The sequence below is a fragment of the Lysobacter enzymogenes genome, from assembly GCF_023617245.1.
Taxonomy (GTDB): domain Bacteria; phylum Pseudomonadota; class Gammaproteobacteria; order Xanthomonadales; family Xanthomonadaceae; genus Lysobacter; species Lysobacter yananisis.
This window is the reverse complement of record NZ_CP067396.1, coordinates 5878538-5903248: the sequence shown is the minus strand read 5'-3', so window position 1 is coordinate 5903248 and position 24711 is coordinate 5878538. Positions and strand designations below refer to the sequence as shown.

The 24711-nt window shown below is 70.5% G+C and carries 17 protein-coding genes and 1 pseudogene; 9 read left to right on the top strand and 9 right to left on the bottom strand.

The window, feature by feature from the left end; translation table 11 throughout:
- Positions 1-238: 238 nt before the first annotated feature.
- From JHW41_RS24605 to JHW41_RS24590, 4 genes are all read right to left on the bottom strand, one after another.
- Complete coding sequence (locus JHW41_RS24605) at positions 239-1156, bottom strand: ParB/RepB/Spo0J family partition protein (protein WP_057945851.1); 918 nt, start codon at positions 1154-1156, stop codon at positions 239-241.
- Positions 1153-1971: a ParA family protein gene (locus tag JHW41_RS24600; RefSeq protein ID WP_057945852.1), complete on the bottom strand. Its 819-nt coding sequence runs from the start codon at positions 1969-1971 to the stop codon at positions 1153-1155. The genes JHW41_RS24605 and JHW41_RS24600 overlap by 4 nt, the downstream gene beginning before the upstream one ends.
- Positions 1972-2263: 292 nt before the next feature.
- Entirely contained in the window at positions 2264-2929 is a 666-nt protein-coding gene (rsmG, locus tag JHW41_RS24595) for a 16S rRNA (guanine(527)-N(7))-methyltransferase RsmG (protein WP_250448178.1), read from the bottom strand.
- Positions 2930-3117: 188 nt separating this feature from the next.
- The gene (locus JHW41_RS24590) at positions 3118-3705 is read right to left on the bottom strand and encodes a 4'-phosphopantetheinyl transferase family protein (RefSeq protein WP_057945854.1); all 588 of its coding nucleotides are present in this window, start codon (positions 3703-3705) and stop codon (positions 3118-3120) included.
- 208 nt (positions 3706-3913) lie between these two features.
- Between JHW41_RS24590 and JHW41_RS24585 the strand changes: the two genes are divergently transcribed.
- The 8 genes from JHW41_RS24585 (at position 3914) to JHW41_RS24550 (ending at position 16475) form a co-directional block, all read left to right on the top strand.
- On the top strand, positions 3914-5317 hold the full coding sequence (locus tag JHW41_RS24585) for an AMP-binding protein (protein ID WP_250448177.1): 1404 nt from the start codon (positions 3914-3916) through the stop codon (positions 5315-5317).
- A 172-nt stretch (positions 5318-5489) separates the two neighbouring features.
- Positions 5490-5735 carry a hypothetical protein gene (locus tag JHW41_RS24580; RefSeq protein ID WP_057945856.1) on the top strand — a complete coding sequence of 82 codons (246 nt, stop codon included), beginning with the start codon at positions 5490-5492 and terminating at the stop codon, positions 5733-5735.
- 209 nt (positions 5736-5944) lie between these two features.
- Positions 5945-6568, top strand: coding sequence for a DUF2170 family protein (locus JHW41_RS24575; protein WP_078999363.1), 624 nt, complete (start codon positions 5945-5947; stop codon positions 6566-6568).
- On the top strand, positions 6568-7272 hold the full coding sequence (locus tag JHW41_RS24570; protein ID WP_250448175.1) for a PspA/IM30 family protein: 705 nt from the start codon (positions 6568-6570) through the stop codon (positions 7270-7272). Before JHW41_RS24575 ends, JHW41_RS24570 begins: the two co-directional genes overlap by 1 nt.
- A gap of 91 nt (positions 7273-7363) precedes the next feature.
- Complete coding sequence (locus JHW41_RS24565) at positions 7364-8047, top strand: hypothetical protein (protein ID WP_057945859.1); 684 nt, start codon at positions 7364-7366, stop codon at positions 8045-8047.
- A 73-nt stretch (positions 8048-8120) separates the two neighbouring features.
- On the top strand, positions 8121-10166 hold the full coding sequence (locus JHW41_RS24560) for a flotillin family protein (RefSeq protein WP_101944057.1): 2046 nt from the start codon (positions 8121-8123) through the stop codon (positions 10164-10166).
- Between the two features lie 191 nt (positions 10167-10357).
- Positions 10358-15715, top strand: coding sequence for a DNA repair ATPase (locus JHW41_RS24555; RefSeq protein ID WP_250448173.1), 5358 nt, complete (start codon positions 10358-10360; stop codon positions 15713-15715).
- Positions 15716-15725: 10 nt separating this feature from the next.
- Positions 15726-16475 (top strand): phospholipase D-like domain-containing protein, encoded by a 750-nt coding sequence (locus JHW41_RS24550; RefSeq protein ID WP_082644236.1) that lies wholly within the window; start codon positions 15726-15728, stop codon positions 16473-16475.
- Positions 16476-16608: 133 nt separating this feature from the next.
- On the opposite strand, the gene JHW41_RS24545 is transcribed toward JHW41_RS24550, so the two are convergent.
- From JHW41_RS24545 to JHW41_RS24525, 5 genes are all read right to left on the bottom strand, one after another.
- On the bottom strand, positions 16609-17808 hold the full coding sequence (locus JHW41_RS24545) for a CaiB/BaiF CoA transferase family protein (RefSeq protein WP_057945861.1): 1200 nt from the start codon (positions 17806-17808) through the stop codon (positions 16609-16611).
- Positions 17809-17900: 92 nt separating this feature from the next.
- On the bottom strand, positions 17901-19811 hold the full coding sequence (locus JHW41_RS24540) for a glycoside hydrolase family 127 protein (protein WP_250448171.1): 1911 nt from the start codon (positions 19809-19811) through the stop codon (positions 17901-17903).
- 4 nt (positions 19812-19815) lie between these two features.
- Positions 19816-21999 (bottom strand): SUMF1/EgtB/PvdO family nonheme iron enzyme, encoded by a 2184-nt coding sequence (locus JHW41_RS24535; RefSeq protein ID WP_250448169.1) that lies wholly within the window; start codon positions 21997-21999, stop codon positions 19816-19818.
- Positions 22000-22072: 73 nt separating this feature from the next.
- Positions 22073-23032, bottom strand: a complete 960-nt coding sequence (locus tag JHW41_RS24530) for a ribokinase (RefSeq protein ID WP_250448167.1) — start codon at positions 23030-23032, stop codon at positions 22073-22075.
- 28 nt (positions 23033-23060) lie between these two features.
- Positions 23061-24275 (bottom strand): serine hydrolase domain-containing protein, encoded by a 1215-nt coding sequence (locus JHW41_RS24525; protein WP_250448165.1) that lies wholly within the window; start codon positions 24273-24275, stop codon positions 23061-23063.
- A gap of 160 nt (positions 24276-24435) precedes the next feature.
- On the opposite strand from JHW41_RS24525, the pseudogene JHW41_RS27695 reads away from it, so the two are divergent.
- A pseudogene (locus JHW41_RS27695) lies at positions 24436-24684 on the top strand (hypothetical protein); the annotation flags it as partial.
- Between the last annotated feature and the right edge of the window lie 27 nt (positions 24685-24711).

The window sequence follows — 24711 nt, the reverse complement described above, 5'->3', positions numbered from 1 at the left end:
ACAAGTTTAGTGGATTACCCCTCGCAATCCGTTCTTGCTCGCACAAGAAAACACGGTTGCGGCCGCGGGCGCGGCGCGATCAGGCTAGGGATAAACGGTCGAGCCGGTACTCGGTTCAGCGAGCTGAAGGAGGCGGGCGCGGAGGGGCGGCGCGGGCTGCGGGGGCGCGCGTTGCGCAGTGGGGCTTCAGGTGCGGCGAGCGGGCTTCGGGGCGAGGCGCTTTCGGTGCGGCGCTTCGTTAGGCCTCGACCTTGCCGCGCAGCTTTTCCAACACGCCGTCCAGCGAGTCCAGGTCGGTGTAATGAATCACCAGCCGGCCCTTGCCGCCGCGGCCGTGCAGGACGTTGACCTTGGTGTTCAGCGATTCCGACAGCTCGCGCTCCAGGGTCACGATGTCGGCCTGCGGCTTGAGCTTGGCCGGCTTGGGCTTGCCGGCCACCGGGATCTTGCCGGCGGCGAGCTGCTGCACGCGGTGTTCGACGTCGCGCACCGACCAGCCCAGTTCGGCGGCCTGGCGGGCGAGGGCGATCGCGGCCTGCGGCGCCAGGGTCAGCAGCGCGCGGGCGTGGCCCATTTCCAGCGAACGGGTCTCCACCAGCACCCGGATCTCGCCCGGCAGTTCGAGCAGGCGCAGCAGGTTGGACACCGCCGCGCGCGAGCGGCCCACGGCCTCGGCGGCCTGGGCGTGGGTGAGGTCGAATTCGTCGATCAGGCGGGTCAGCGCCTGCGCTTCTTCCAGCGGGTTGAGGTCTTCGCGCTGGATGTTCTCGATCAGCGCCATCGCGACCACGGTGCGGTCGTCGACTTCGCGGATGACCACCGGGATCTCGGCCAGCCCGGCCAGGCGCGAGGCGCGCCAGCGGCGCTCGCCGGCGATGATTTCGTAGGTCTTGCCGCCGCGCTCGCCGATCTCGCGCACGACGATCGGCTGGATCACGCCCTGGGCCTTGATCGACTCGGCCAGCTCGGCGAGCTTTTCTTCGTCCCAGTGCTTGCGCGGCTGGTACTTGCCGGCGCTCAGCGAGTCGACCGGCAGGTGCCGGAGCAGGTCGCCGGGCTGGGCCTCGACCAGGGTCGGCGCTTCGGCGGCGGCCTTGGGGCCGAGCAGGGCCTCCAGGCCGCGGCCGAGGCCGCGTTTCTTGGCGGGATTGCTCATGCCGGGGTCTCCGCGGTGGCCGCGCGCGCGGTCTTGGCCGCCGCCTGGTCGCGCTCGCGCTGGCGGCGCAGCACTTCGCCGGCCAGGCCCAGGTAGGCGATGCCGCCGCGGCTGGCCTTGTCGTAGCCGACGATGCTCTGGCCGTAGCTGGGCGCCTCGGCCAGGCGCACGTTGCGCGGCACGATGGTGCGGAAGACGCGGTCGCCGAAGTGGGTGGTGAGGTCGGCGGAGACGGCGTTGGCGAGGTTGTTGCGCACGTCGAACATGGTGCGCAACACCCCTTCGATTTCCAGTGAAGGATTCAGCTGGGCCTTGAGCGCCTCGATGGTCTCGACCAGCGCGCTGAGGCCTTCCAGGGCGTAGTACTCGCACTGCATCGGCACGATCACCGAATCGGCCGCGGTCAGCGCGTTCAAGGTCAGCAGCGACAGCGCCGGCGGGCAGTCGACGATGATGAAGTCGTAGTTTCCGCGCAGCGGCGCGAGCGCGCGCTTGAGCCGCTGCTCGCGCGCATCTTCGTTCATCAGGCGGATTTCGGCCGCGGTGAGGTCGATATTGCCCGGCAACAGGTCGAAGCCTTCCGGCGCCTGCACGATCGTGGCGGCGGCATCGGCCTCGCCGAGCAGCACGTCGCAGACCGAATCCTCGAGCTGGCGCTTGTCGATGCCGCTGCCCATCGTGGCGTTGCCCTGCGGGTCCAGGTCGACCAGCAACACGCGCTTGGGCGTGCCGGCCAGCGCGGCGGCCAGGTTGACCGCGGTGGTGGTCTTGCCGACCCCGCCTTTCTGATTGGCGACGGCGATGATGCGGGCCATGCGGCTCGTCCCCTGCTGTTCCGGAGTGAGAGAAAAAAGTGAACGCTGCCGGCGGCGCCTGGCGCCGACCGGACAGGGGATTATGCCCGCCCGGGCCGCCGCGCGCTTGAAGCGCCGTGGGCGCGGCCGGCGGGGCGGGCCAACAGACGCATCGGCAAGAGGCCGTATGGACCCGCCCCGGGCCCTTGTAGGAGCGGCGCAAGCCGCGACCGCGCAACTTTCCGCCGCGTCGTAGGCGACGAGCCCGGCCGGACCCGCCAGCGCTCGCTCCGGAGTGGAACCCGCCGCCGGATCAGCCTTCGCCGACCCGCCCCACCACCACCATATGCCGCTCCGCCGCCAGCCCCGGCACCGCCATCGGCTCGACCGCGCGCACTTCCCAGCCCTCGGGCAGGGCCGCGATTTCGTCGTCCGGGCGCACGCCTTTCATCGCCAGCAGCACCCCGCCGGGCTTGAGCAGGTGCCCGCCCAGTTCCAGGATCAGCGGCAGCGTGGCCAGGGCGCGCGCGGTGATCGCGTCGTAGGCGCCGGGTTCGGCGAAGGCCTCGATCCGCGATTCGGCCACGCGCGCGTCCTTCAGGCCGAGCTGGCGCAGGGCCTCGCGCATGAAGCGGGCCTTCTTGCCGTTGCTCTCGACCAGAGTCACGCGCAGGCCCGGCTTGACCAGGGCCAGCGGGATGCCGGGCAGGCCGGCGCCGGTGCCCAGGTCGGCCAGGGCGCCGCCGCGCGCGGCCAGCGGCTCGACGTAGCGGTGCATGGCCAGCGAATCGAGCAGGTGCTTGCCGACCATCTCGTGCGGATCGCGCACGGCGGTGAGGTTGTAGGTGCGGTTCCAGCGCGCCAGCAAGGCCAGGTAATCCAGCAGCGGCGCGGCCAGCGCCGGGTCGAGCGCGAGCGCGGACAGGCCGGCTTCGAGCTCGCAGCGCAGGCCGGGCGGTAGGGAAGTGGGGGCGTTCATCGCGGCGATTATCGCCGAAGGCGGTGCGGGGGCAGAGTCCTGCGGGTGCGGCGTGACCAACCGAAGCGTCGAAATACCACGTCTCCCGCCGAAGCCGCACATCTCCCAGACGCAAACCACCCGTTGCCCCCGCCTTAGGCCGCGGCGCCCGCGTGCGTCGGCGCGGTTTGTCGCGGCTCTAGCAGCTCCTACAGACCCAACTCCGGACGCCACGCAAGCGCCCCCAGATACCCCGGCCCGGGCGCGATTTCCTGCAGCCGCCACGCCTGCGCCGCGCCGAGTTCGGCATCGCACTCGACCAAGCGCAGGCTGCTGTCGTCGGCCTCGAACCGCAGCCGGTGCAGCCCGAACGACAGCCCGTGCCCGTGCGCCTTGAGCACGGCTTCCTTGGCGCACCACAGGCGCAGGAACGCCAGATCGCGGTCGGCCTGGGCCGCCAGCCAGTCGGCCTCGCGCGCGGTGAAATAGCGCTGCGCGATCTCCAGCGCGCGCGGCCGCCGCTGCAAGCGCTCCAGGTCGACCCCGACCCGGGCGCCGCGCGCCAGCGCCACCAGCAGGCGCTCGCCGCTGTGGCTCCAGTTGCAGTCCCAGCCCTGGTGCGGCGGCTGCAGGTGCGGGCGCTGGCGGGCGTCGCGCACCAACTGCAGGCCGGCGTCGCCGAGTTCGGCCGCCAGCCAGGCGCGCGCGTGCGGTTCGGCGGCCTCGCCGTGCGGGTGCGGCAGCCAAGTCCAGCGCGGCGCGGCGGCGGGCGGAGTTGAACCAGCGGACAGGGACATGAACGGGCGCGGGCTTGGCGTGCGGCGGGCCGGTCAGCGTAAGCTAAACCCCAGGGGATCGGGTTCCAGCCACGATGGCCGCGCGGGGGCGCGGCGTCTTGCGCGCGGGATGCCGCGGCGGCCGTGGCCGCGCGACGGCGCCGCGTCAGCTTGCGATCAGGCGCGGCCCGGCAAGTTTCAGGCCATACAGCGGAACCACACACACCGAATGTCAGCGGTCATCGATCCGAGCCAGGACGGCCACGCTTCTTCGCCCATCGGCGAGGCGTCCCCGCGGCTGCGTCCCTTGCTCGCGGGCACGCCGCTCGCCGACGGCGCCTCGCGCACGCTGGCCTTCGGCCCGGGCGGCGCGGTGGAATGCGCGCGCTTCGAGCGCGAAGTGCGCGCCCTGGCCGCGCGCCTGCCGCAGGCGCGCTTCGCGGTGAACCTGTGCGAGAACCGCTACCGCTTCCTGGTCGCGCTGTGCGCGGCGGCGGTGCGCGGACAGGTCAACCTGCTGCCGTCCTCGCGCGCGCCGGCGACCGTGGACGACGTGCTCGGCCGCTATCCCGACAGTTACTGCATCGGCGATCTCGACCTCGCGCCGCTGCCGCCGCGCTACCTGCGCATGGACGAAACCCTGGACCGACTCGACGGCGCGCCGCTGGCGGTCGACGACGCGGCGCTGGTGGCGATCGGCTTCACCTCCGGCAGCACCGGCCAGCCCAAGCCCAATCCCAAGACCTGGGGCGCGTTCCGCACCAGCACCGCGCAGAACCTGGCCGCGCTGCACGATCTGCTGCGCGCCGACGGCGTCACCGAGGTCGTAGCCACGGTGCCGCCGCAGCATATGTACGGCATGGAGATGTCGGTGATGCTGCCCTTGCTCGGCGCCATCGCCGTGCATGCGCAGCGGCCGTTCTTCCCGGGCGACGTGGCCCGCGCGCTCGCCGATGCCTCGGCGCCGCCGCTGCTGGTGACCACGCCGGTGCATCTGCGCGCGTTGGTCGAATCGCGGGTCGAGCTGCCGGCGCTGGCCGGCATCGTCTCGGCCACCGCGCCGCTGCCGCAGGAACTGGCGCTGGAAGCCGAGCAGCGTTACGGCTGCGAAGTGCGCGAAGTGTTCGGCTCCACCGAGACCTGCGTGTTCGCCCGCCGCCGCACCGCGCATGAGCAGGCGTGGACGCCGCTGCCGGGCGTGCGCGTGTGCCCGCAGCCCGACGGCACCGCGATCCACGCCCCGCACCTGCCCGAGCCGGTGGCGCTGGCCGATCTGATGGAAGTCGAAGCCGACGGCCGTTTCCACCTGCGCGGTCGCGCCGCCGACCTGCTGGAGATCGCCGGCAAGCGCGCCTCGCTCGGCGACCTGACCCGCAAGCTGTTGGCGATCGACGGCGTGGACGACGGCGCGGTGTTCCAGCTCGACGAAGCCGACGCGTTCGGCGTGCGCCGCATCGCCGCGCTGGTGGTGGCGCCGGAACTGGACGAGGCGCGGATCCTCGCCGCGCTGCGCCGCAGCGTCGACCCGGTGTTCCTGCCGCGGCCGCTGCGCAAGGTCGCCGCGCTGCCGCGCAACGAGACCGGCAAGCTGCCGCGGCATGCGCTGCAAGCGCTGCTGCACGCGCAGGACTGAGCGCGGGGCGCCGCTCGTATCGCCGCCGGGAAGCGCGCGGCGGCGCCGTCGCCGCGCCGAAGCGGCGCTGAATGGCCGGTCGCGGCCTCCGGCCTTGCTATAGTCGAAGTCATCACGCGCAGGCCGCGACGGCCGCCGCACCAGGATTCCTTACCCGCAACGGAGTTGCCGCATGGCCCAGCCCAAAAGCCACCTCGAGATCGCGCTCGCCTCGATCCCGGTGTTCACCAACGACGGCACGCTCGACGTGACCGAACTGCAGAAGCTGCTCGACCTCGCCCTGCGCGACGCCACCGTCGACGAGGACGAGAAGCGCGTGCTCGGCAACATCTTCAAGCAGGCCGAACTCGGCACCCTCGACCCCGAGGTCCAGCGCCGCATCGACCAGGCCCGCCGCCAGCACGGCATCCCCGCCTGACCCGGCCGCGCCGCTCCTGCCCGAAGCCGGGCAGGAGCGGCGCAAACCGCGACCGCGTTGCCGCCCGGGCCGGCGCGAGCCTCGGGGCTCGCGCCTAACTCATTGATCGTAAATGCATGTCTGCTTGAGAGCGGCGACTCCAATGCCGTTCGTCGGCTCTCACATGTCACAGCTTGCCAGTGTCACATGTGATGAACTAACGTGATCCCATGGAACGTCGATCCTCCGCCTACTACCAGCGCCGCCACCGCGAACGCCTGCGCGAGAAAGGGCTGGTCAAGAAAGAGCTGTGGGTACTGCCCGAGTTCGCCGACGAACTGCTGGCGGTGGAAAAACGGATGCGGCAGCCGCGCGGCGCGGCTACCGGGCGCGGACAGGTGGAGCGAGACATGAACGACGGCAAGGTCTGGACCGCCAGCGGGCTTTACGACGCGCTGTGCCAGGTCGAGGAATTCGTCTACGGCGACTCGCAGATCGAGCTGATCGACGGCGCCGAACCGAGCCTGCACCTGGTGATGGCCGAATACGGCGACCTGCCGCTGTTCGTGGCCGTGGTCGGCGAGCAGATCGTGGTCGAGGCGCTGCTGTGGCCGGTCGCGCACGTGCGCGACGCCGCCGCCTTCAACGAGGAAGTGCTGCGCACCCACAAGGTGTTCCCGCTGTCGACCATCGGCATCGAGACCCTCGCCGACGGCGAGGCGGTGTACATGATGTTCGGCGCGCTCAGCGCGACCTCGTCGCTGTCGAACGTGCTCTACGAGATCGAGACCCTGGCCGACAACGTCATCAAGGCCACCGAGGCCTACGAGACGCAGTTGCTGGAGGCGGCGTGATGGGCAAGCACAACGGCATCTGGAGCAAGCTGCTGACCTCGGTGCGCGCCGGCGCGCAGGAACTGGGCGAAGCCTGGGCCGACAGCCAGGCGCTGCGCATCCTCGACCAGGAGATCCGCGACTGCGACATCGAGCTGCGCCAGTCGCGCGAATCGCTGGCCCAGCTGATGGCGCGCCACACCCTCGCCCAGCGCGGGCTGCACGAGCGCGAGGACAAGATCGCCGAATACGAAGGCTACGCGCTCAAGGCGCTGGAGTCGGACGAGCAGGGCCTGGCGCTGGAAGTGGCCGACAAGATCGCGGCGCTGGAAACCGCGCGCGAACAGGAACAGGCGCACCTCGGCCAGCTCGCCGCCAGCGTCGCCGAACTGCGCAAGTCGGTGGCGATGGCCGAGGGCAACATCCGCCGGCTCAAGCAGCAGCTCGACACGGTCAAGGCCACCGAAAGCATGCAGCGCGCCCAGGCCGCGGTCGCGCAGCGCTACGCCGGGCCGCAGAACCGCTTGCAGACCGCGGTGGATTCGCTGGCGCGGATCAAGCTCAAGCAGGCCGAGCGCGGCGCGCGGATCGAGGCGGCGGCGGAACTGGCGCGCCACGAGAACGGCGATGCGCTGGAACGCAAATTGCGCGATGCGGGGATCATGCCCGACGGCGCCGGCGCCGAAGCGGTGCTGGCGCGGTTGCGGCAGAAACTGCCGGGCTGACCCAGCCGGATCGATACGGCCGGTCGACATGGGGTCGGCCGGTTTCATGCAGGCGCCGCGGGCGATGCGGCAAGCGGGGGAGGGACACGATATGGGCGAATTCTTCAGCACGATCCTGACGTTGCCGACGGCGTTCTACACCGTCCTGCTCGGCGTGGTCGTGGGCTACTGGCTGCTGTCGGCGCTGGGGCTGGCCGGCGGCGAGATGATCGACGGCTGGATCGGCGGCGATGGCCACGGCCACGGTGCGCACGGTTTCGGCGACCACACCCTGGTCGACGGCGCGCACCATCCGCAACACGGCATCTTCGATCCGCTGATGCGGCTGGGCCTGGGCGGCATTCCGATCACCGTGGTGCTGACCGTCATCGTCCTGGTCGGTTGGGTGCTGACCTACTACGCCGACGTCTACCTGCTGCGGCTGGTGCCGGGCACGCCGCTGCGCATCGCCGCCGGCGCGGCGATCATCTTCGTCAACTTCTGCATCTCGCTGCCGGTCGCCGCGCTGGCGCTGCGCCCGCTGCGCAAGTTGCTGCGCAAGATGCAGCCGGGCCCGCCGCGGCCGATCCTCGGCCAGGTCGCGACCATCCGCAGCCCGGTCAACCGCGTCACCGGCACCGCCAGCGTCGAGGACGGCGGCGCCGGGCTGATCCTGCAGATCCGCGACGAGGACCCGCAGCGCTTCAAGCGCGGCGACCGGATCGTGCTGATCGAATACCTCGAAGACCAGAACGCCTACCGCGCGGTCAGCGAGGACGAATTCCGCGGCGGCTGAAACCCGCCGTCCGCCATCGAACCGTCGCCGCCTTTTCGGCCGCGACATGCAGTCGTGTCATAGGGAGATGCAAATGGAAAACTTGATGATCATCGGCGCCGTGGTCGTCGTCGTCGTACTGATGATTTTCGTCATGCTGCTGATGTTCAAGGCCTTCTACATCAAGGTGCCGCAAGGCACGGCCTTGATCGTCAACGACATGTCGTCCACGCCGAAGGTCCACTTCACCGGCGCGCTGGTGTATCCGGTGATCTACAAGAAGGAGTTCATGAAGATCTCCTTGATCACCCTGGAAGTGGACCGCCGGGCCAAGGACGGGCTGATCTGCCGCGACAACATGCGCGCCGACATCACCGTCGCGTTCTACCTGCGCGTCAACGAGACCCAGCAGGACGTGCTCAAGGTCGCCAAGGCGATCGGCGTGGACCGCGCCTCCGACCGCACCGCGGTCAACGAGCTGTTCAACGCCAAGTTCTCCGAAGCGCTGAAGACGGTCGGCAAGCAGATCGACTTCGTCAAGCTGTTCGAGAACCGCCAGGAATTCCGCGACCGCATCATCGAGGTGATCGGCAACGACCTCAACGGCTACATCCTGGAAGACGTCGCCATCGACTACCTCGAGCAGACCCCGAAGGCGTCGCTGGATCCGACCAACATCCTCGACGCCGAAGGCATCCGCAAGATCACCGAGCTGACTGCGGCGCAGAACGTCATCACCAACGAGCTCGAGCGCAACGAGCAGCTGGCGATCACCAAGAAGAACGTCGAGACCCGCGAGGCGATGCTGGCGCTGGAACGCCAGCAGGCCGACGCCGAGGCGCGGCAGAAGCGCGAGATCCAGACCATCCAGGCGCGCGAGCAGGCCGAGACCGCCAAGGTCCAGGAAGAGGAGCGGCTCAAGGCCGAGCAGGCGCGCATCGCCGCGCAGGAGCAGATCGACATCCGCGAGCAGAACCGCCAGCGCGAAGTCGAAGTGGCGCAGCAGAACCGCCAGCGCGCGGTGGTGATCGAGGTCGAGAAGGTCACCCGCGCCAAGGACCTGGAAGTGGTCTCGCGCGAGCGCGAGGTCGAGCTGAACCGGATCGAGAAGGAACGCGCGCTGGAAGAGCAGCGCAAGGAAATCGCCAACGTCATCCGCGAGCGCATCGCGGTCGAGAAGACCGTGGCGCAGGAAGAGGAACGCATCAAGGAAGTGCGCCAGGTGTCCGAGGCCGACCGCGCCAAGCAGGTCGCGGTGCTCGCCGCGCAGGCGCTGGCCGAGGAAGAGCTGGTGCGCCAGGTCAAGCAGGCCGAGGCCGACGAGACCGCGTCCAAGCACAAGGCGGTGGAGATGACCACGCTGGCCCAGGCCGAGTTCGAGGCCGCCGGCAAGACCGCCGAGGCCAAGAAGAAGCTCGCCGAAGGCATCGAGGCCGAGCGCGCCGCGCCCGGCCTGGCCGACGCGCGGGTGCGCGAGGTCACCGCGGCCGCGGCCGAGAAGGAAGGCCTGGCCAAGGCGCGGGTGATCGCCGAGACCCTGGGCGCGGAAGCCAAGGGCGAGCAGGAGAAGGGCCTGGCGCAGGCGCGGGTGATCGAGGCGCAGGCCGACGCCAAGCAGAAGCAGGGCCTGTCCGACGCCAAGGTGCTGGAAGAGAACCTGTTCGCGCAGGCGCGCGGCGAGGAGCAGCTCGGCGCGGCCAAGGCCAAGGCGACCCAGGCCCTGGGCCTGTCGGAAGCCGAGGTGCTGCTGCAGAAGTTCAAGGCCGAGGCCGAGGGCCTGGGCGAGAAGTTCGGCGCGCTGGGCTCGCTCAGCGACCAGGCGCGCGCGCACGAAGAGTTCCGCATGCAGCTGGAGAAGAACTTCGAGCAGGCCATCGCCGGCATCGAGGCCAACAAGGAAATCGCCAAGGAGCAGTCCGAGGTGCTGTCGGCCGCGCTCAGCAAGGCCAACATCGACATCGTCGGCGGCGAGGGCGCGTTCTTCGACTCCTTCGCCAAGGCGCTGTCGGTGGGCAAGGCGATCGAGGGCGTGGCCGGCAAGAGCCCGATCGTGCAGGACGTGTTGCAGCGGATCCTGGCCAAGGCCGAGACCAAGCCGGGCGACAAGGCCGCCGACGGCGCGGCCGCGCTGGATTCCTGAGCGCGGCGCAAGGCCAGGGAATGCGCCGCCGCCCGCGGCGGCGCATCGATGGGCCGGACCTGGGGCGTAGGGCACGGGGAATCGGACGGGGCCAACGCCGCCGCCCGGTTCCGCGGTCCCTGCCTCCGGCACCCGGCTGTTGACGCCGTCGGCGCGCGTGCGCGCCGTCGGCCCGATCGGTAGGACGAAACATGGCGGACACCAAGCCCGCCGCGGCAGCGGCCGCGGGCGCTCCCACTGCTGGCGACAGCAGCGCAGTCGATCAGGCCGTCGCCCAGGGCGGCGCCTACGAGGTGCTGAGCAAGCGCCTGGCCGAACAGGGCCTCAAGCTGCGCGCGCTGGCCGACGCGCTCAACAAACAGCGCCTGGCCGAGTTCGGCAGCAGCCAGATGGAGGTGGTCGGGCGCTTCCGCATCCGCACCGAGAACAACTGCGTCGCCCGCGACATCGTCCAGGTCGGCGAGTACCTGGTGTTCGGCTACAACGTGTTCATGGGGCTCAAGAAAGAGACCGTCGTCGCCGACGTGTTCTCGCTGTACAAGCTGGTGCAGGGGCCGGAGGGCTACGACGTCACCCCGGTCGAGCTCAAGGGCAGCTTCCTCGGCGCCGACAGCTTCGCCAACGATTTCCGCGAGCTCTACGCCTATTACAAGCACACCCGGCTGATCCAGCTGATCGTGCGCGACGGCAAGCTGCTGGCCGCGTTCCAGATCGGCGAGCGCATCACCGACCTGCGCGTGTTCCGCTGGTCGGTCTCGCCCGACGGCGACGTGCGCTACATCGACAACCGCGGCGAGCGCGACATCGCGCTGCCGGCGCCGTACGACTTCGAGTGGATCCGCGCCGGCCGCGACCTGGTCGTCAACGGCCGCCATCCGCACCTCAACATCCTCGACAGCGTGTTCGTCGAGACGGTCGGCGGCGACCTCACGATCAAGGTCGAGAACAACACCGAGGACGGCCAGGGCCTCTACCGCGAGCCGGTCCAGGACAAGACCCAGTCGCTCGACGACGCCCAGGTCGACTACGCCCGGGTCGGCAGCCTGATCCTGCTGAAGATCCTGCCGTACCGCGAGGAGCAGTGGCGCTACCTGGTGTTCAACACCCTCACCCGCAAGGTGGTGCGGCTGGACGAGATCGGGCTGGCCTGCATCCAGCTGCCGGAAGACCACGGCATCATCTTCCCCGGCGGCTACTACCTGCAGAACGGCGAGCACAAGCGCTTCGACCAGTCGATGGAGGGCATGCGCTACAAGCGCAACATCCGCTCGCCCAACGGCGAAGACGTGATGTACCTGTTCTACGAGCCCGAGCAGGGCCGCACCGCGATGTTCACCTACAACCTGATCGAGCGGCGCCTGCAGACGCCGATCTTCGGCCACGGCTACGCGCGCCTGGAAGACGGGCGCATGGTGATCTTCGCCACCGAGAGCGACGAGCCGACCCGCGTGCATCCGATGCAGGTGTGGCAGACGCCGTACGCCAGCGAGGAATACGCGGCAAAGCAGCCCGCCGGCAACACCTTCATGGGCAAGATCGGCAACGCCGAGCTGGTGCGCGGCATGTCCGAGCTGATCAGCCTGAGCCGCGAGATCGAGGCCAGCGAAGTCTCGGCGCAGCGCTACGGCCTGCTCGCGCAGAACACCCGGCGCCTGTTCGACGCCCACCATTGGCTCAGCGACCCGCAGTGCGGCGACGTGGCGCCGCTGCTGCGCGAGATCGCCGCCACCTCCGAGTCGGTGCTGGACGAGTACGAGAAGGTCGAAGGCATCCGCAGCCAGTCCGAGCGCGCCATGCGCGAGGCGCAGAGCCGGCAGAAGGCGCTGATGGACAGCCTGCAGCCGGAGAACTGGGAACAGGTGCAGCCGTTCGTCGATGCGCTCAACGGCCTGACCGCGCAACGCGGGCACCTGCTGACCATCCGCGAGTACCGCTACATCGACGTGGCGACGATCGACGCGATGGAGCAGGCGCTGGTCGCCGCGCACGAGCGCATCGGCGCGGCCACCGGCGCGTTCCTGGCTGGCGACAAGGCGCTGGCGCCGCTGGGCGAAACACTGAAGACGCTCGACGCGCAGGCCCAGGCCGCGACCACGGTGGCGCAGCTGGCCGAACCGCTTACGCAGATGCAGGCGATGTCCGGCGACCTGGACATGCTCTCGGGCCTGATGGCCAAGCTCAAGGTCGACGACGCCACCCAGCGCACCCGCGTGGTCGAGGCGATCTCGGAGATCTACGCCAAGCTCAACCAGGCCAAGGCGCGCGCCGACCAGCGTCGCAAGCAGCTGGGCTCGGCCGAATCGGTGGCCCAGTTCGGCGCCCAGTTCACCCTGTTCGGCCAGAGCATCGCCAGCGCGCTGGCGCTGGCGCAGGACCCGGAAAAAGCCGACGAGCAGCTCTCGCGTTTGCTGGTGCAGCTGGAGGAACTGGAGAGCCAGTTCGGCGAGCACGAAGCCTTCCTCGGCGACATCCTGTCCAAGCGCGAAGAGCTGCTGGAAACTTTCGAGGCGCACAAGCAGACCCTGCTCGACGAGCGCCAGCGCAAGGCCCAGGCGGTCATGGACGCGGCCGTGCGCATCCTCGAGGGCCTGGGCCGGCGCACCGCGCGCTTCGCCGACAACGACGAGCTCAACGCCTTCTTCGCCGGCGACGCGCTGATCCTCAAGCTGCGCGAACTGGCCGAGCGGCTGCGCGCGCTCAAGGACAACGTCAAGGCCGACGACGTCGAGGCGCGGCTCAAGGGCGCGCGCGACCAGGCGGTGCGCGCGCTGCGCGACCGCAGCGAGCTGTTCGAGGACGGCGGCGGGGTGATCAAGCTCGGCCCGCGCCACCGCTTCAGCGTCAACACCCAGGAACTCGACCTGACCCTGATGCCGCGCGGCGATGCGCTGAACCTGCATCTGACCGGCACCGACTTCTTCGAACCGATCGCCGATGCCGGCCTGGACGCGGCGCGCGATTACTGGGGCGTGTCGATGGATTCCGAATCGCCGCAGATCTATCGCGGCGAATACCTGGCCGGGCTGGCGATCGAAGCGGCGCAGGCCGGCCGCGAAAACCTCAGCATGGCGCTGCTGCACGAGCAGCTGGCCCAGCCCGAGGCGCTGGCGCGCACGCTGCGCGACTTCGCCGCGCCGCGCTACCGCGAAGGCTATGAAAAGGGCATCCACGACCACGACGCGGCGCTGATCCTGCAGGCGCTGCTGCCGCTGCGCGACAGCGCCGGCAGCCTCAGTTTCGAACCGGCGGCGCGCGCCTGGGCGGCGTACTACTGGTCGCTGCAAGGCGAGACGGGCGAGCCGTCGCTGTGGCCCGAGCGCGCGCGCACCGCGGCCGACATCCAGCGTCTGTTCGGCAGCGACGCGGGCCTGGTCGCGTTGCGCGGCGAGGTCGCCGCGGCGCTGCAGGCGTGGGCGCAGGCCGAGGCGATGCCGGTCGATCCGGCGCTGGCCCCGCGCGCGGCCGAGTACCTGGTGCTGGAGCTGTCGGCGCCGCAGCCGACGTTCGCGTTCAGCCGCTACGCCGGGCAATTGCTCAAGGCCCTGCGCGAGAAGATGGACGCGGCGCGGATGTGGGACGGGTTCGCCGCCGCGCTGGAATCGCTGCGCGAACGTCCGGCCGCGCGCTGGGCGCTGGCGATGAACTGGATCGATGCCTTGGCGCGTTCGCCCGAACTCGCCGCGCAGGCCGCGTACGCGGCCGAGGCCGCGGCGCTGCTGCTGCTCGACGACGCGTTTCCCAAAACCACCCGCGAGACCGAACTCGGCGCCGAGCTGCAGGGCCTGCTCGGCGAGCACCCGCGCATCCGCGAAGGCCGCATGCGCATCGCGGTGGACGACTGGTCGGCGCGGCTGCGCCAGCATCGCGAGCGGTTCGTGCCGGGCTTCCAGAAGTACCAGGCGTTGCGCCAGCAGATCGTCGCGCGCGAGCGCGCGGCGCTGCGCCTGGAGGAATTCAAGCCGCGGCCGCTGAGCTCGTTCGTGCGCAACAAGCTGATCAACGACGTCTACCTGGGCGTGATCGGCGACAACCTGGCCAAGCAGATGGGCACGGTCGGCGAGAGCAAGCGCTCGGACCTGATGGGCCTGTTGATGATGATTTCGCCGCCGGGCTACGGCAAAACCACGCTGATGGAATACGTGGCGCACCGGCTCGGCCTGATCTTCATGAAGATCAACGGCCCCGCGCTCGGCCACGAAGTACGTTCGCTCGACCCGGCCCAGGCGCCGGACGCGACCTCGCGCCAGGAGCTCGAAAAGCTCAATCTGGCGCTGGAGATGGGCAACAACGTGATGCTGTACGTCGACGACATCCAGCACACCCATCCCGAATTCCTGCAGAAGTTCATCTCGCTGTGCGACGGCACCCGCCGCATCGAGGGCGTGTGGAAGGGGCGCACCCGCACCTACGACATGCGCGGCAAGAAGTTCTGCGTGGTCATGGCCGGCAACCCGTACACCGAGTCCGGCGAGGTGTTCAAGATCCCGGACATGCTCGCCAACCGCGCCGACATCTACAACCTCGGCGACGTGCTCGGCGGCATGGAGCAGGCGTTCCTGCTGAGCTATATCGAGAACAGCCTGACCTCGAACCCGGTGCTGGCGCCGCTGGCCACGCGCGAGATGGGCGACCTGTACAAACTGGTCGACAAGGCCCAGGGCAAAGCGTTCTCCGCCAACGAACTCAGCCACGCCTACAGCGGCGCGGAGATCAACGAGATCGTCGCCACGCTGGAACGGCTGGTGCAGGTGCGCGACGTGGTCTATCGGGTCAATCAGCAGTACATCGCCAGCGCCGCCCAGGCCGAGACCTACCGCACCGAGCCGCCGTTCAAGCTGCAAGGCAGCTATCGCAATATGAACAAGCTGGCGGAGAAGATCTCGCCGGTCATGAACGCGGCCGAGCTGCAGCAATTGATCGGCGATCACTACCTCGGCGAGGCGCAGCTGCTGACCTCGGGCGCCGAGGAGAACCTGCTCAAGCTCGGCGAACTGCGCGGCGTGCACAGCGAGGAACAGGCCGCGCGCTGGACCCAGATCAAGCGCGATTTCCAGCGCAACAAGGCGATGGGCGCGGGTGAGGCCGATGTCGGCGGACGCGTGGTGGCGCAGCTCAACGATCTGGTCGAGAGCGTGCGCGCGTTGGATTCGGCCGCCGGCCGCGCCAGCGCGGCGGCGCAGGCCAAGCCGGCCGAGCCGGCGCCGTGGCCGCAGCTGCTGGCGGCGCTGGAACGTATCGCCGCGGCCCAGGCCGAGGGCGAGGACGCGCCACCGCCGCCTCCGGTCGACACCGGCGCCGCGCTGGCCGAGGCGTTGAGCGGGCTCGGCCCGCAGTTGCAACAAGCGTTCGCGCCGCTGGCCGAGCGTCTGCACGACGGCGAAGAGCGCCAGAGCCGGGTCAACGAAGCGCTGATCGCGCTGTTCAAGCAACTGGGCGAACGCGACATCCAGGACGCGCCGACCCGGGCCGAAATGACCGAGCAGCAACGCGAACTGCAGCGCGCGCTCAACGAGTTCGCCGACCGGCTCAACGGCCGCATCCAACGCTGAGGCCACGATCATGAACACCGCCGTTTATACCGCCGCCAACGTCGCCATCCAGGCGGCCTCGCAGACGCCGGCGACGGATTTCGCCGCGCTCGACCGCACCCTGCGCGAAAGCGTCGCCGACTTGTCGCTGGACAACGAAGAGAAGTTCGAACTGCGCGAGCTCGGCGCGCGCCTGCCGGCCGACCGGGTGCGTTATCTGCGCAACCGCGCCTTCGACCTCGCCCGCGAGCTGATGCAGGCGCAGCCGGCGCGCACGCTGGACGCGTTGCGCTGGCTGGAGCAGGTGGTCAAGACCCTCGATGCGGTGGCCGAGCCGCCGACGCTGGTGTCGAGCGCCTTCTTCGCGCCCGGCGACGCCTGCCTGCGCAAGCTGCGCGAGCTGTGCCGCTCGGCCAAGCGCAGCCTCGATGTGTGCGTCTACACCATTTCCGACGACCGCCTGGCCGAGGAGATCCTGGCCTGCCACAAGCGCGGCATCGCGGTGCGGGTGATCAGCGACAACGACAAGAAGTTCGACGACGGCAGCGACGTGCTGCGCCTGCGCGAGCTCGGGGTGCCGGTGCGGGTCGACGACAGCCCGTTCCACATGCACCACAAGTTCGCGCTGTTCGACGGGCGGGTGCTGGCGAACGGCAGCTTCAACTGGACCCGCAGCGCGACCACCAGCAACGAAGAGAACCTGGTGGTGACCGACGACGCCAATCTGGTGCGCAGCTTCTCGGGGCACTTCGAGACGCTGTGGGATAAGTTCGAGGGCTGAGGTTGGCGCGGTAGTCGCGGTGTCGCGGTCGCGGCTCGCGCCGCTCCTACAGTCGGGATCGAGGCGTCCGAAGCTCCTGTAGGAGCGGCGCGAGCCGCGACCGCGCACCTCCACCTGCGACGAAAGCGGCGATTCAACCGCGCTCGCGCGCCGCCACCGTCCCGGATTCGTCCAACTCGCGCTTCACCGCCTCGGTATCCTGCCCCAGCTGCGGCGCCGCGAACGCGGCCGGCCCCGGGGTGCGGCCGAACTTGATCGACTGCGCGACGCCGCGATAACGCCCCACGCCTGGATGCTCGATCGGCGCGACGATGCCTTCGGCCAGCACCTGCGGGTGTTCGAACATGTCCTCGATCCGCCGCGCCGCCGCGCACGGAACCTCGTCGCCGAACAGCGCTTCCCATTCCAGCGCGTCGCGCGCGGCCAGCGCCGCGTGCAGCCGCGGCACGATCTGCGCCGCGGCCTGGGCGCGCTTGCGCACGCTGTCGTAGCGCGGATCGGCGGCCAGCTCGCTAAGCCCGGTTTTCTCGCACAGCGCCTGCCAGAACCGCGGCGTGTTGGCGGAAATGTAGATGTGGCCCTCGCGGGTCGGATGGATGCCGGTGACGCCGCCCGAGCGCATGTCGCGGCCGATGTCCAGGCCCTCGCCCTCGGCCCAGATCATCCGCGCCGACTGCATGGTCAGCGCGCTGCGCAGCAGCGACACGCCGACGAACTGGCCCAGGCCGCTGCGTTCGCGTTCGTACAGCGCCGAGGCCACGCCGCCGCTGAGCAGGGCGGCGGCGTAGTAGTCGACCACCGAGCCGTAGATGATCTCCGGCGGGCCGCCGCGCTTGCCCTGCAGCGCGCACATGCCGGTCAGGGTCTGCAGCACCTGGTCGTAGCCGGCCTTGTCCTTCATCGGGCCGTCTTCGCCGTAGCCGCTGACCGCGCAATAGATCAGGCGCGGGTTGATCAGCTGCAGGCGCTCGAAATCGATGCCCAGGCGCGCCGGCACGCTGGGGCGGAAGTTGTGCACCAGCACGTCGGCTTCGCGCACCAGCCGCAACAAGGTGGCGTGGTCGTGCGCGCGCTTGAGGTCGAGCACGATGCCGCGCTTGCTGCGGTTGACGCCGAGGAAGGCGCGGCTCTCGCTGGCCAGGGTGGACGGATACTGGCGCAGGTTGTCGCCGTCGGGCGGTTCGATCTTGATCACGTCCGCGCCCTGGTCGGCGAGCAGCGCGCAGCCGTAGGGACCGGCGATGTAGGCGCTGAGGTCGAGCACGCGCACGCCGGCCAGCGGGCCGGCGCCGGAGCGCCTGGAGTCGGTCGGGGAGGAGGAGCGGGAATCCATGCGGGGGCGGAGCCTGGGCTTCGTCGAGGCGGGCGGTCCAACTGTGCGCGCTGGCGGCGCGCGCGAACAGTCGTGCGGCATATGTTCTGGCGTTACCAATTCTTGCTTGGCGGCTGTGGATCGTGCGCGAAATCCTCGTCCGCGGCGGTCGCGGGCGGCGCCAGCGACAGCCAGGTCAGGCGCCACGCGCCGTCGGCGCGGCCGCCGGCGCGGTAATAGGGCTCGAACGCCAGCGGCGCGCGATAGTCCAGGCGCAGTTCCAGGCGCGGCGTCGCGCCGTCGGCGCCCGGCGGCGACCAGTGCAGCCAGTCGGCGATGGGCGCATCGGGCAAGCGCACGGTTTCTTCGCTCTTGAATCCGTCGATCAGGCCGGTGGCGTAGACCAGCGGGCCGCAGGTGAAACCGATGTAGCCGTGGCGCAGCACTTCCTGCGCGACCGGGCTGCCGTCGGGCGCGCGCGATTCCTGCACGTTGCGGTTGAGCGCGCGGTGCGCGATCGGGCGCATCGGCAGGCGCAGGACGACCTCGTCGCCGTCGCGCCATTCGCGTTCGATGGCGAAGTAATCGCCGGGCGCGGGTTCGCCCCCGGCCGCCGCGCCGTTGACCGCGACGCGCGCGCCCTGCGCCCACGATGGAATCCGCAGGCGCAGCGCGAACCGCGCCGCGCGCCGCGGCGACACGCGCAGGCGGATCTCGCCATCGAACGGATACGCGGTGTCCTGCGCCAGCGTCAGTTCGCCGGCGAGCGGATGGGCGATACGCGCCGAGCCGGCGGCGTACAGGTTCACCGTCGTCGCGCCGTCTTCGCCCAGCGAATACGCCACGTCCGGCACTTCCTCCACCGCCATCGCGCCGCTGGACTTGCAGCAGCGCCAGTACGTGGTGTGCACGCGCCTGCCGTTGGGGAACACGTAGTAGCACCAGTCCTCGCCGTCCGGCGCCTGCGCGGCGAGCAGATCGTTGTAGGCCGAGCGCTCGATCTCCTCGGCGTAACGCGCCTCGCCGGTGATCGTCAGCAGTTCGCGGTTGAGCTGGATCCAGGCCAGGGTCGAGCAGGTCTCGACATAGGCCTGCGGACTGAACGCGCCCGGCGCGTTGAACACCTCGCGCGAACGATGGGCGACGCCGCCCCAGGGGCCGCCGCCGAGGGTGAGGTGGCGTTCGCGGATGCTGCGCCACAGCGCCTGCACTGCGCGCAGGTAATCGGCATGGCCGCTGGCGCGATGCAGCTTGGCGAGTCCGACCAGGTTCCAGGCCAGCTGATAGGCCTTGCCGGTGGCGATCTCGGCCGCGTCCGCGCCGGCCAACGCGCGGGTCAGCAGCGCCAGCGGCGGGTGCGCGTCGGCCTGGCCGAGTACGGTCAGGGCGAGGTCGAGGAAGTCCTGCTCGCCGGTGGCGAAGTACAGTTCCACCGCGGGATCCAGCAGCACCGTCGCCGACATGCCGAAATGGTTGCCCAGGTCGGTGATGTCGATGTCGCCGGCGCTGAGCGTGCGCAGGCACAGCCGGCCGATCCGGCGCGCGGCGTCGAGGTAGCGCGGTTCGGGGAAATGCTTGTGCGTTTCCAGCAGGCCCAGGATCAGATACGCGTGGGTCCAGATGTCCCAGGTGCGCACGCTCGGCGCGCCGTCCCAGCTGACCGGCTTGGGCGCTTGCTTGCGCATGAAGCGGCGCTGCGGCGCGTAGGTGCCCAGATAGCCGTCGGCTTCCTGGGTCGAGACCAGGAAATCGGCGACGCGGCGCAAGTTGGCGAGCAGCTGCGCATCGCCGCTGCGCGCGGCCGCCTTGGCCGCGGCGCTGAGCCATTTGCCGGCGTGTTCGCCGTACCAATCGCCTTCCTCGTTGCGCGCGCGCCGTTCGGGCGCGAACAAGGCGATCGCCGGACTGGTTTCGTCGACGATGAAATGCGACAGGCGGCCGGCGAGGTTGGCGTCGAGCGCCTCGCCGAGCGGGCCGCGCAGGACGATGCCGGCCGGGTCGAGCGCGGGAGCGTAGCGGCGCATGCGCTTACTCCGCGTCCGCGGCGCAGCGGAAACCGATGCAGGCCGAGCGGTCCTTGCTCGGCGCCATCAGCAACAGCTTGCCGTGCTGGTCGAGGCGGTAGGCCTGCGGGAAGTACCAGTGCGAGGTCTGCGGCTGGTACGAACTGCCGCCGCGCAGGATCGCCGCGCGGGTGTGTTCATCGAAGTATTCGTCGGTCCATTGCCAGACGTTGCCGACCAGATCGAGCACGCCGAACGGGCTGGCGCCGGCGGGATGCGCATCGACCGCGTCCGGCGCGCGCACGCGGCGGTTGCGGTTGGGCGCGGGCACGGCGTCCTCGCGCCAGTCGTCGCCCCACGGGTAGCGGCGGCCGTCGTCGCCTTGCGCGGCGTACTGCCACTCCCATTCGCGCGGCAGGCGCTTGCCGGCCCAGCGCGCGTAGGCGCGCGCGTCTTCGAGCGCGACCCAGGTCACCGGGCGATGCTCCCAGCCCGCGCGCGGCGCGCCGTCGACCCAGTCGCGCAGGTAATTGTGCGGGTCGCGCGGGAGGTAGCCGCTGGCGTGGACGAAGTCGAGGTATTGCGCGTTGGTGACCGGGGTGCGGTCGATGAAGTAGCGCGGCAGGCGCAGGCGCCGGCGGTGATTGCGGCGCGCGCTGTTCTCCCACGGATACTGCACGTCGACGCCTTCCCAGGTCTGGCCTTCGATCTCGACGCCGCCGACGACGAAATCGAATTCGCCGGCCGGAATCTCGACCATGCCGTGCGGCGCGCTCGCCGCCGGCGCGGTCGGCGCGATCTCCACCAGGGTCTGCTTGAGCGAGGTCCACTGCGCGCTGCACTCGCGCAGCGGCTTGGCCGACAACGCCCGCATCGTCGCCAGGAACGCGTCGAGCCCCGCGTGCGCCGCGCCGTCCGGCAGCGCCAGCAGCGCGCCGAAGCCGCGGCCTTCCAGGGCGAATTCCAGCACCGCGCGTTCGCCGTCCAGGCGCGGCGCCAGTTCGACGCCGTTCCACAGGTCGTAGTAACGCTGGCCTTCGGCGTGCGCGACCGCGATCAGCTCGCCGTCGAGATCGAACTCGTTGCGGTTGACCATGGTCCACACCGCCGCGCCGGCGTGCGGGAAGCGGCTGGCGAACACGCCGTGCTGCAGGGTGCGCGCGTACGGGCGCCAGTCGTGGCTGACGAAGTGCGGGGCGAACGCGCGCTCGATGCCGGCGATGCGGCGCAGCGACTCGGCATCGCGCTCGGTCAGCTGGTTCCACAGGCCCCAGACGTTCTCCCAGGCGTTGTAGCCGACGCCGTTGAAGAAAATGTATTGCAGGTCGTGGTTGCGGTCGCGGCCCCAGCGGTTCTCGTAGTTGATCATGTGGCGCGGTTCCAGCCACTTGAACTTGGCCACCGGCGGCACCGGTTCGTTCGGCGCCTTCTTGCCCCAGCTCTGCACGTTCCAGATCAGCGCCTCTTCGGCGCTGATGGTCGATTCGGGCTGCAGCACGACCGGATGGCCGGCGGCGTCGCAGGCGTCGAAGAACGCGCGCGGCACGCCGTTGTAGGTGTCGCCGTTGACGCCGTCGGCGCCGATCGCGGCGACCAGTTCGGCCACGGCGTCCCAATCGCGCCGGCCGCTGTCGCGGGTGCCGTGGTCCCAGGGCATGGTCGGCAGGAACACGCGCACGCCGCGGCGATGGAAATCGGCGACCGCGCCGCGCAGGCCGTCGAGCCCGCCCGGCAGGTCGCGGGCGAGATCGAACTGGTTGCGGTCGTCGACGCCGATGTTCGGATACACCGGCCAGATCAGCACGCTGTCGATGCCGCCGTAGCGGCGCTCCAGGTCGTCGAGGTAACGGTCGACGGTGTAGCGGCCTTCGACCGGATCGTAGAAGTAGCGGTCCTCGACCATTATCTGCGCGTGGACGAAATTGCGCTGCGCCCATTGCAGCTCCGGGCGGCGGTAATGCGCGTCGTCGTAGCCGATGCGGACCAGATGCTCGCGGCGCCAATCCTTGAGCTCCTCGATCCAGTCGTCGAGGGCGCCGTCCACGTCGGTCTTCCAGTGGCCGATCTCGGCGAACGGCCAGCCCGGCGCCTTGCCCGGCAGCGGCAGGTAGCGCTGGGTGGTGACGTGGGAGAACTTGTACTCGCTGCGCACGCGCGGACGTTCGTCTTCGGGGGCGGCGTCGGCGGCGGCGGAATAGTCGTTGGACATGGGCGTGCTGATGTTCGGAAGGGGGAGTGAGCGAAGCGACGGTGGGAGGGACTTCATTCCCGACGCTCTTGTCTCAGATCGCGGCGACCTGAGCGGAGGGCATCGGGACTGAAGTCCCTCCTACGGAATTGCGGTCTGCGGCAGTGTGCAACAGCGCTTCGACCTCGGCATGACTGGGCACGCTGCTTTGCGCGCCGGGCCGCGTGCACGCCAGCGCCGAGGCCGCGCAGGCGCGGCGCAGCGCGGTGTCGAAGCCGTCGCCCCGGGCCAACGCGGCGACCAGCACGCCGCAGAAGGTGTCGCCGGCCGCGGTGGTATCGACCGCTTCGACCGCGAACGCGTCCTGGCGCAGGCGCGCGCCGTCGACACGGGCGAGGCAGCCGCGCGCGCCGAGGGTCACCACCACGCGCGGCACGCGCACGGCGGCGACGGCGGCATCGAGGTCGTCGATGCCGGTCAGCGCGGCCAGTTCGCCTTCGTTGACGATCAGCAGGTCGACGTCGTCCAGCAGCGCGGCCGGCAGCGCCCGCGCGGGCGCGGCGTTGAGCGCGACGGCGACGCCTGCCGAGCGCGCCTGCCGGGCCCAGTCGGCGACCGCCTCGAGCGGCGATTCGAGTTGCAGCAACAGCCAGGCGATGCCGTCGAGCGCGGGCAGGTCGTCGCCGCGCAGCGCGGCGTTGGCGCCGGGCGCGACCACGATCGCGTTCTCGCCGTCGTCGGCCACGCAGACGAAGGCGCTGCCGGTGGCGCGCTCGGCGCAGCGGTGCACGTGCAGTTCCACGCCGCCTTCGCGCAGCGAGCGTTCGATCGGCTCGGCGTGCGCGTCTTCGCCCAGCGCCAGCAGCATGCGCGTCGGTGCGGCGCCGGCGTGGGCGCAGGCCAGTGCCTGGTTGGCGCCCTTGCCGCCGGGATAGGTCGCCAGCTCGCGGCCGAGCACGGTTTCGCCGGGCGCGGGCGCGTGCGCGGCGCGGACGACGAAGTCCAGATTGGCCGAACCGGCGACGAGGACGGCAGGGGGCGTGTTCGCGGTCATGCGCGGTGTCCGATGGGGGCGATGGGCTTCATGGCGAGCGCGGCGCCGCGCGGCCGGCGGCATCGGTCGCGGCGAACGCGAGCCGGTAGAAGTCCTTGCTCAAGCGCGGCGGATCGCCGGCGACGCCGGCGCGCGGCAGGTGTTGCAGCAGCGCCAGCGCGACCGTCCTGCGCTTGGGGTCGATGGCGTAGGTGGTCGAGGCGGCACCGGGCCAGCCGAACTGTCCGAGCGACGCCGGCGCGCTGCGCCGGGCCGGATCGATCACCACCGCGCCGCCGTAGCCGAAGCCTTCGCCGGCGTCGTATTGGTGCACCGGCGGATCGAGCATGGTCAGCTGGTTGCGCAGCATCGCCGCGACCGTATCGGTGCGCAGCACGCGCGGGCCTGCGCCGTCGCGGCGCGTGCTGTCGCAGTCGGCGAAGCCCGATTCGTCGGCGATGCGGCCGCCGTCGAGCAGCATCTGGGCGAAGCGCGCGTAATCGCAGGCGGTGGAATACAAACCGCCGGCGCCGCTGGCGTAGGCGTTGAGGGGCGCGCCGGGTTCGCGTTGCGAGGGGCCGTCGTCCAGACGCAGGCGGCCGTCGTCGCCGGTGGTGGTGAGGTCGGCGATGCGTCCGCGCGCCGCCGCGGGAACCGCGAAGCCGGTGTCGCGCATGCGCAGCGGCGCGAACAGATGCTCGCGCAGGTAAGCCTCGAAGCGCTGTCCGGACACGGCTTCGACCAGCCGCGCCAGCACTTCGGTGGCGGCGCCGTCGTAACCGAAGCGGGTGCCCGGATCGGCGGCCAGCGGCGCTCGCGCGAGGCGGGCGACGAAGCCGGCGAGGTCGCGCGCGGCGTGCGGATCGTGGCGGCGGGTCAGCGCCGCCGCGGCGTCGTCGCCGGGCAGGCCGGCGGCGAAACCGGCGGTGTGGGTGAGCAGGTGGCGCACCGTGATCGCGCGTCGCGCGGGGCGCAGCGTCGGCGCCTGCGCATCGCCGTTGGCGACCTGGCGGTCCGCGAGTTCGGGCAGGTAGCGCTGCACCGGCGCTTCCACGTCGATCAGGCCGCGTTCGGCCAGCTGCATGACCGCGGCCGAGGTCGCGGTCTTGCTCATCGAGTAGATGCGGAAGATCGTGTCGCGGCGCATCGGCGCGCGGCGGGCGAGGTCGCGGTGGCCGTAGGCGCGAAAGTCGACGATGCGGCCTTCGTGCACGATCAGGGTCACCGCGCCGAGGTAGCCGCCGGGGCGGGTGGCCTGGGTCATCCAGGCGTGCAGTGGATCGAAGGGCGAGGCGTCGGGGTGTTTGGCGACCGGATCGGAAAGCGTCGGGACTGAAGTCCCTCCCACAAGAGTGGAAATTCCTCCCACAAGAGCATCGTTCGTGGGAGGGCCTTCAGGCCCGATGCCTTTGGCTCCGTTCGCGGCGGGCCGATCGGAAAGCATCGGAGCTGAAGCCCGTCCCACGGTGTCCGCCGATGCCTGCGCTGCAGCGGCTGTCGTGGGAGGGCCTTCAGGCCCGACGCTTTGGTGCCCGACGCCGGCGCAACCCGCACCCATCGCCATCAGCCCCACGATCAGGACCGGCCAGCGGCAGCGGCGGAGAACACGAGTGGGCAAGTCGATTCCCATAGCGGTGAAAGCGCCGCCGCGGCAGTGCTTGCCGCGGCGATGAGGCCGATCCGGTCCGTCGCGCGCCGCG

Excerpts from the sequence above, each read along its gene's own strand:
- JHW41_RS24605 (WP_057945851.1), bottom strand. The coding sequence starts at position 1,156 with ATGAGCAATCCCGCCAAGAAACGCGGCCTCGGCCGCGGCCTGGAGGCC.
- JHW41_RS24600 (WP_057945852.1), bottom strand. The coding sequence starts at position 1,971 with ATGGCCCGCATCATCGCCGTCGCCAATCAGAAAGGCGGGGTCGGCAAG.
- rsmG (WP_250448178.1), bottom strand. The coding sequence starts at position 2,929 with ATGAACGCCCCCACTTCCCTACCGCCCGGCCTGCGCTGCGAGCTCGAA.
- JHW41_RS24590 (WP_057945854.1), bottom strand. The coding sequence starts at position 3,705 with ATGTCCCTGTCCGCTGGTTCAACTCCGCCCGCCGCCGCGCCGCGCTGG.
- JHW41_RS24585 (WP_250448177.1), top strand. The coding sequence starts at position 3,914 with ATGTCAGCGGTCATCGATCCGAGCCAGGACGGCCACGCTTCTTCGCCC.
- JHW41_RS24580 (WP_057945856.1), top strand. The coding sequence starts at position 5,490 with ATGGCCCAGCCCAAAAGCCACCTCGAGATCGCGCTCGCCTCGATCCCG.
- JHW41_RS24575 (WP_078999363.1), top strand. The coding sequence starts at position 5,945 with ATGGAACGTCGATCCTCCGCCTACTACCAGCGCCGCCACCGCGAACGC.
- JHW41_RS24570 (WP_250448175.1), top strand. The coding sequence starts at position 6,568 with ATGGGCAAGCACAACGGCATCTGGAGCAAGCTGCTGACCTCGGTGCGC.
- JHW41_RS24565 (WP_057945859.1), top strand. The coding sequence starts at position 7,364 with ATGGGCGAATTCTTCAGCACGATCCTGACGTTGCCGACGGCGTTCTAC.
- JHW41_RS24560 (WP_101944057.1), top strand. The coding sequence starts at position 8,121 with ATGGAAAACTTGATGATCATCGGCGCCGTGGTCGTCGTCGTCGTACTG.
- JHW41_RS24555 (WP_250448173.1), top strand. The coding sequence starts at position 10,358 with ATGGCGGACACCAAGCCCGCCGCGGCAGCGGCCGCGGGCGCTCCCACT.
- JHW41_RS24550 (WP_082644236.1), top strand. The coding sequence starts at position 15,726 with ATGAACACCGCCGTTTATACCGCCGCCAACGTCGCCATCCAGGCGGCC.
- JHW41_RS24545 (WP_057945861.1), bottom strand. The coding sequence starts at position 17,808 with ATGGATTCCCGCTCCTCCTCCCCGACCGACTCCAGGCGCTCCGGCGCC.
- JHW41_RS24540 (WP_250448171.1), bottom strand. The coding sequence starts at position 19,811 with ATGCGCCGCTACGCTCCCGCGCTCGACCCGGCCGGCATCGTCCTGCGC.
- JHW41_RS24535 (WP_250448169.1), bottom strand. The coding sequence starts at position 21,999 with ATGTCCAACGACTATTCCGCCGCCGCCGACGCCGCCCCCGAAGACGAA.
- JHW41_RS24530 (WP_250448167.1), bottom strand. The coding sequence starts at position 23,032 with ATGACCGCGAACACGCCCCCTGCCGTCCTCGTCGCCGGTTCGGCCAAT.
- JHW41_RS24525 (WP_250448165.1), bottom strand. The coding sequence starts at position 24,275 with ATGACCCAGGCCACCCGCCCCGGCGGCTACCTCGGCGCGGTGACCCTG.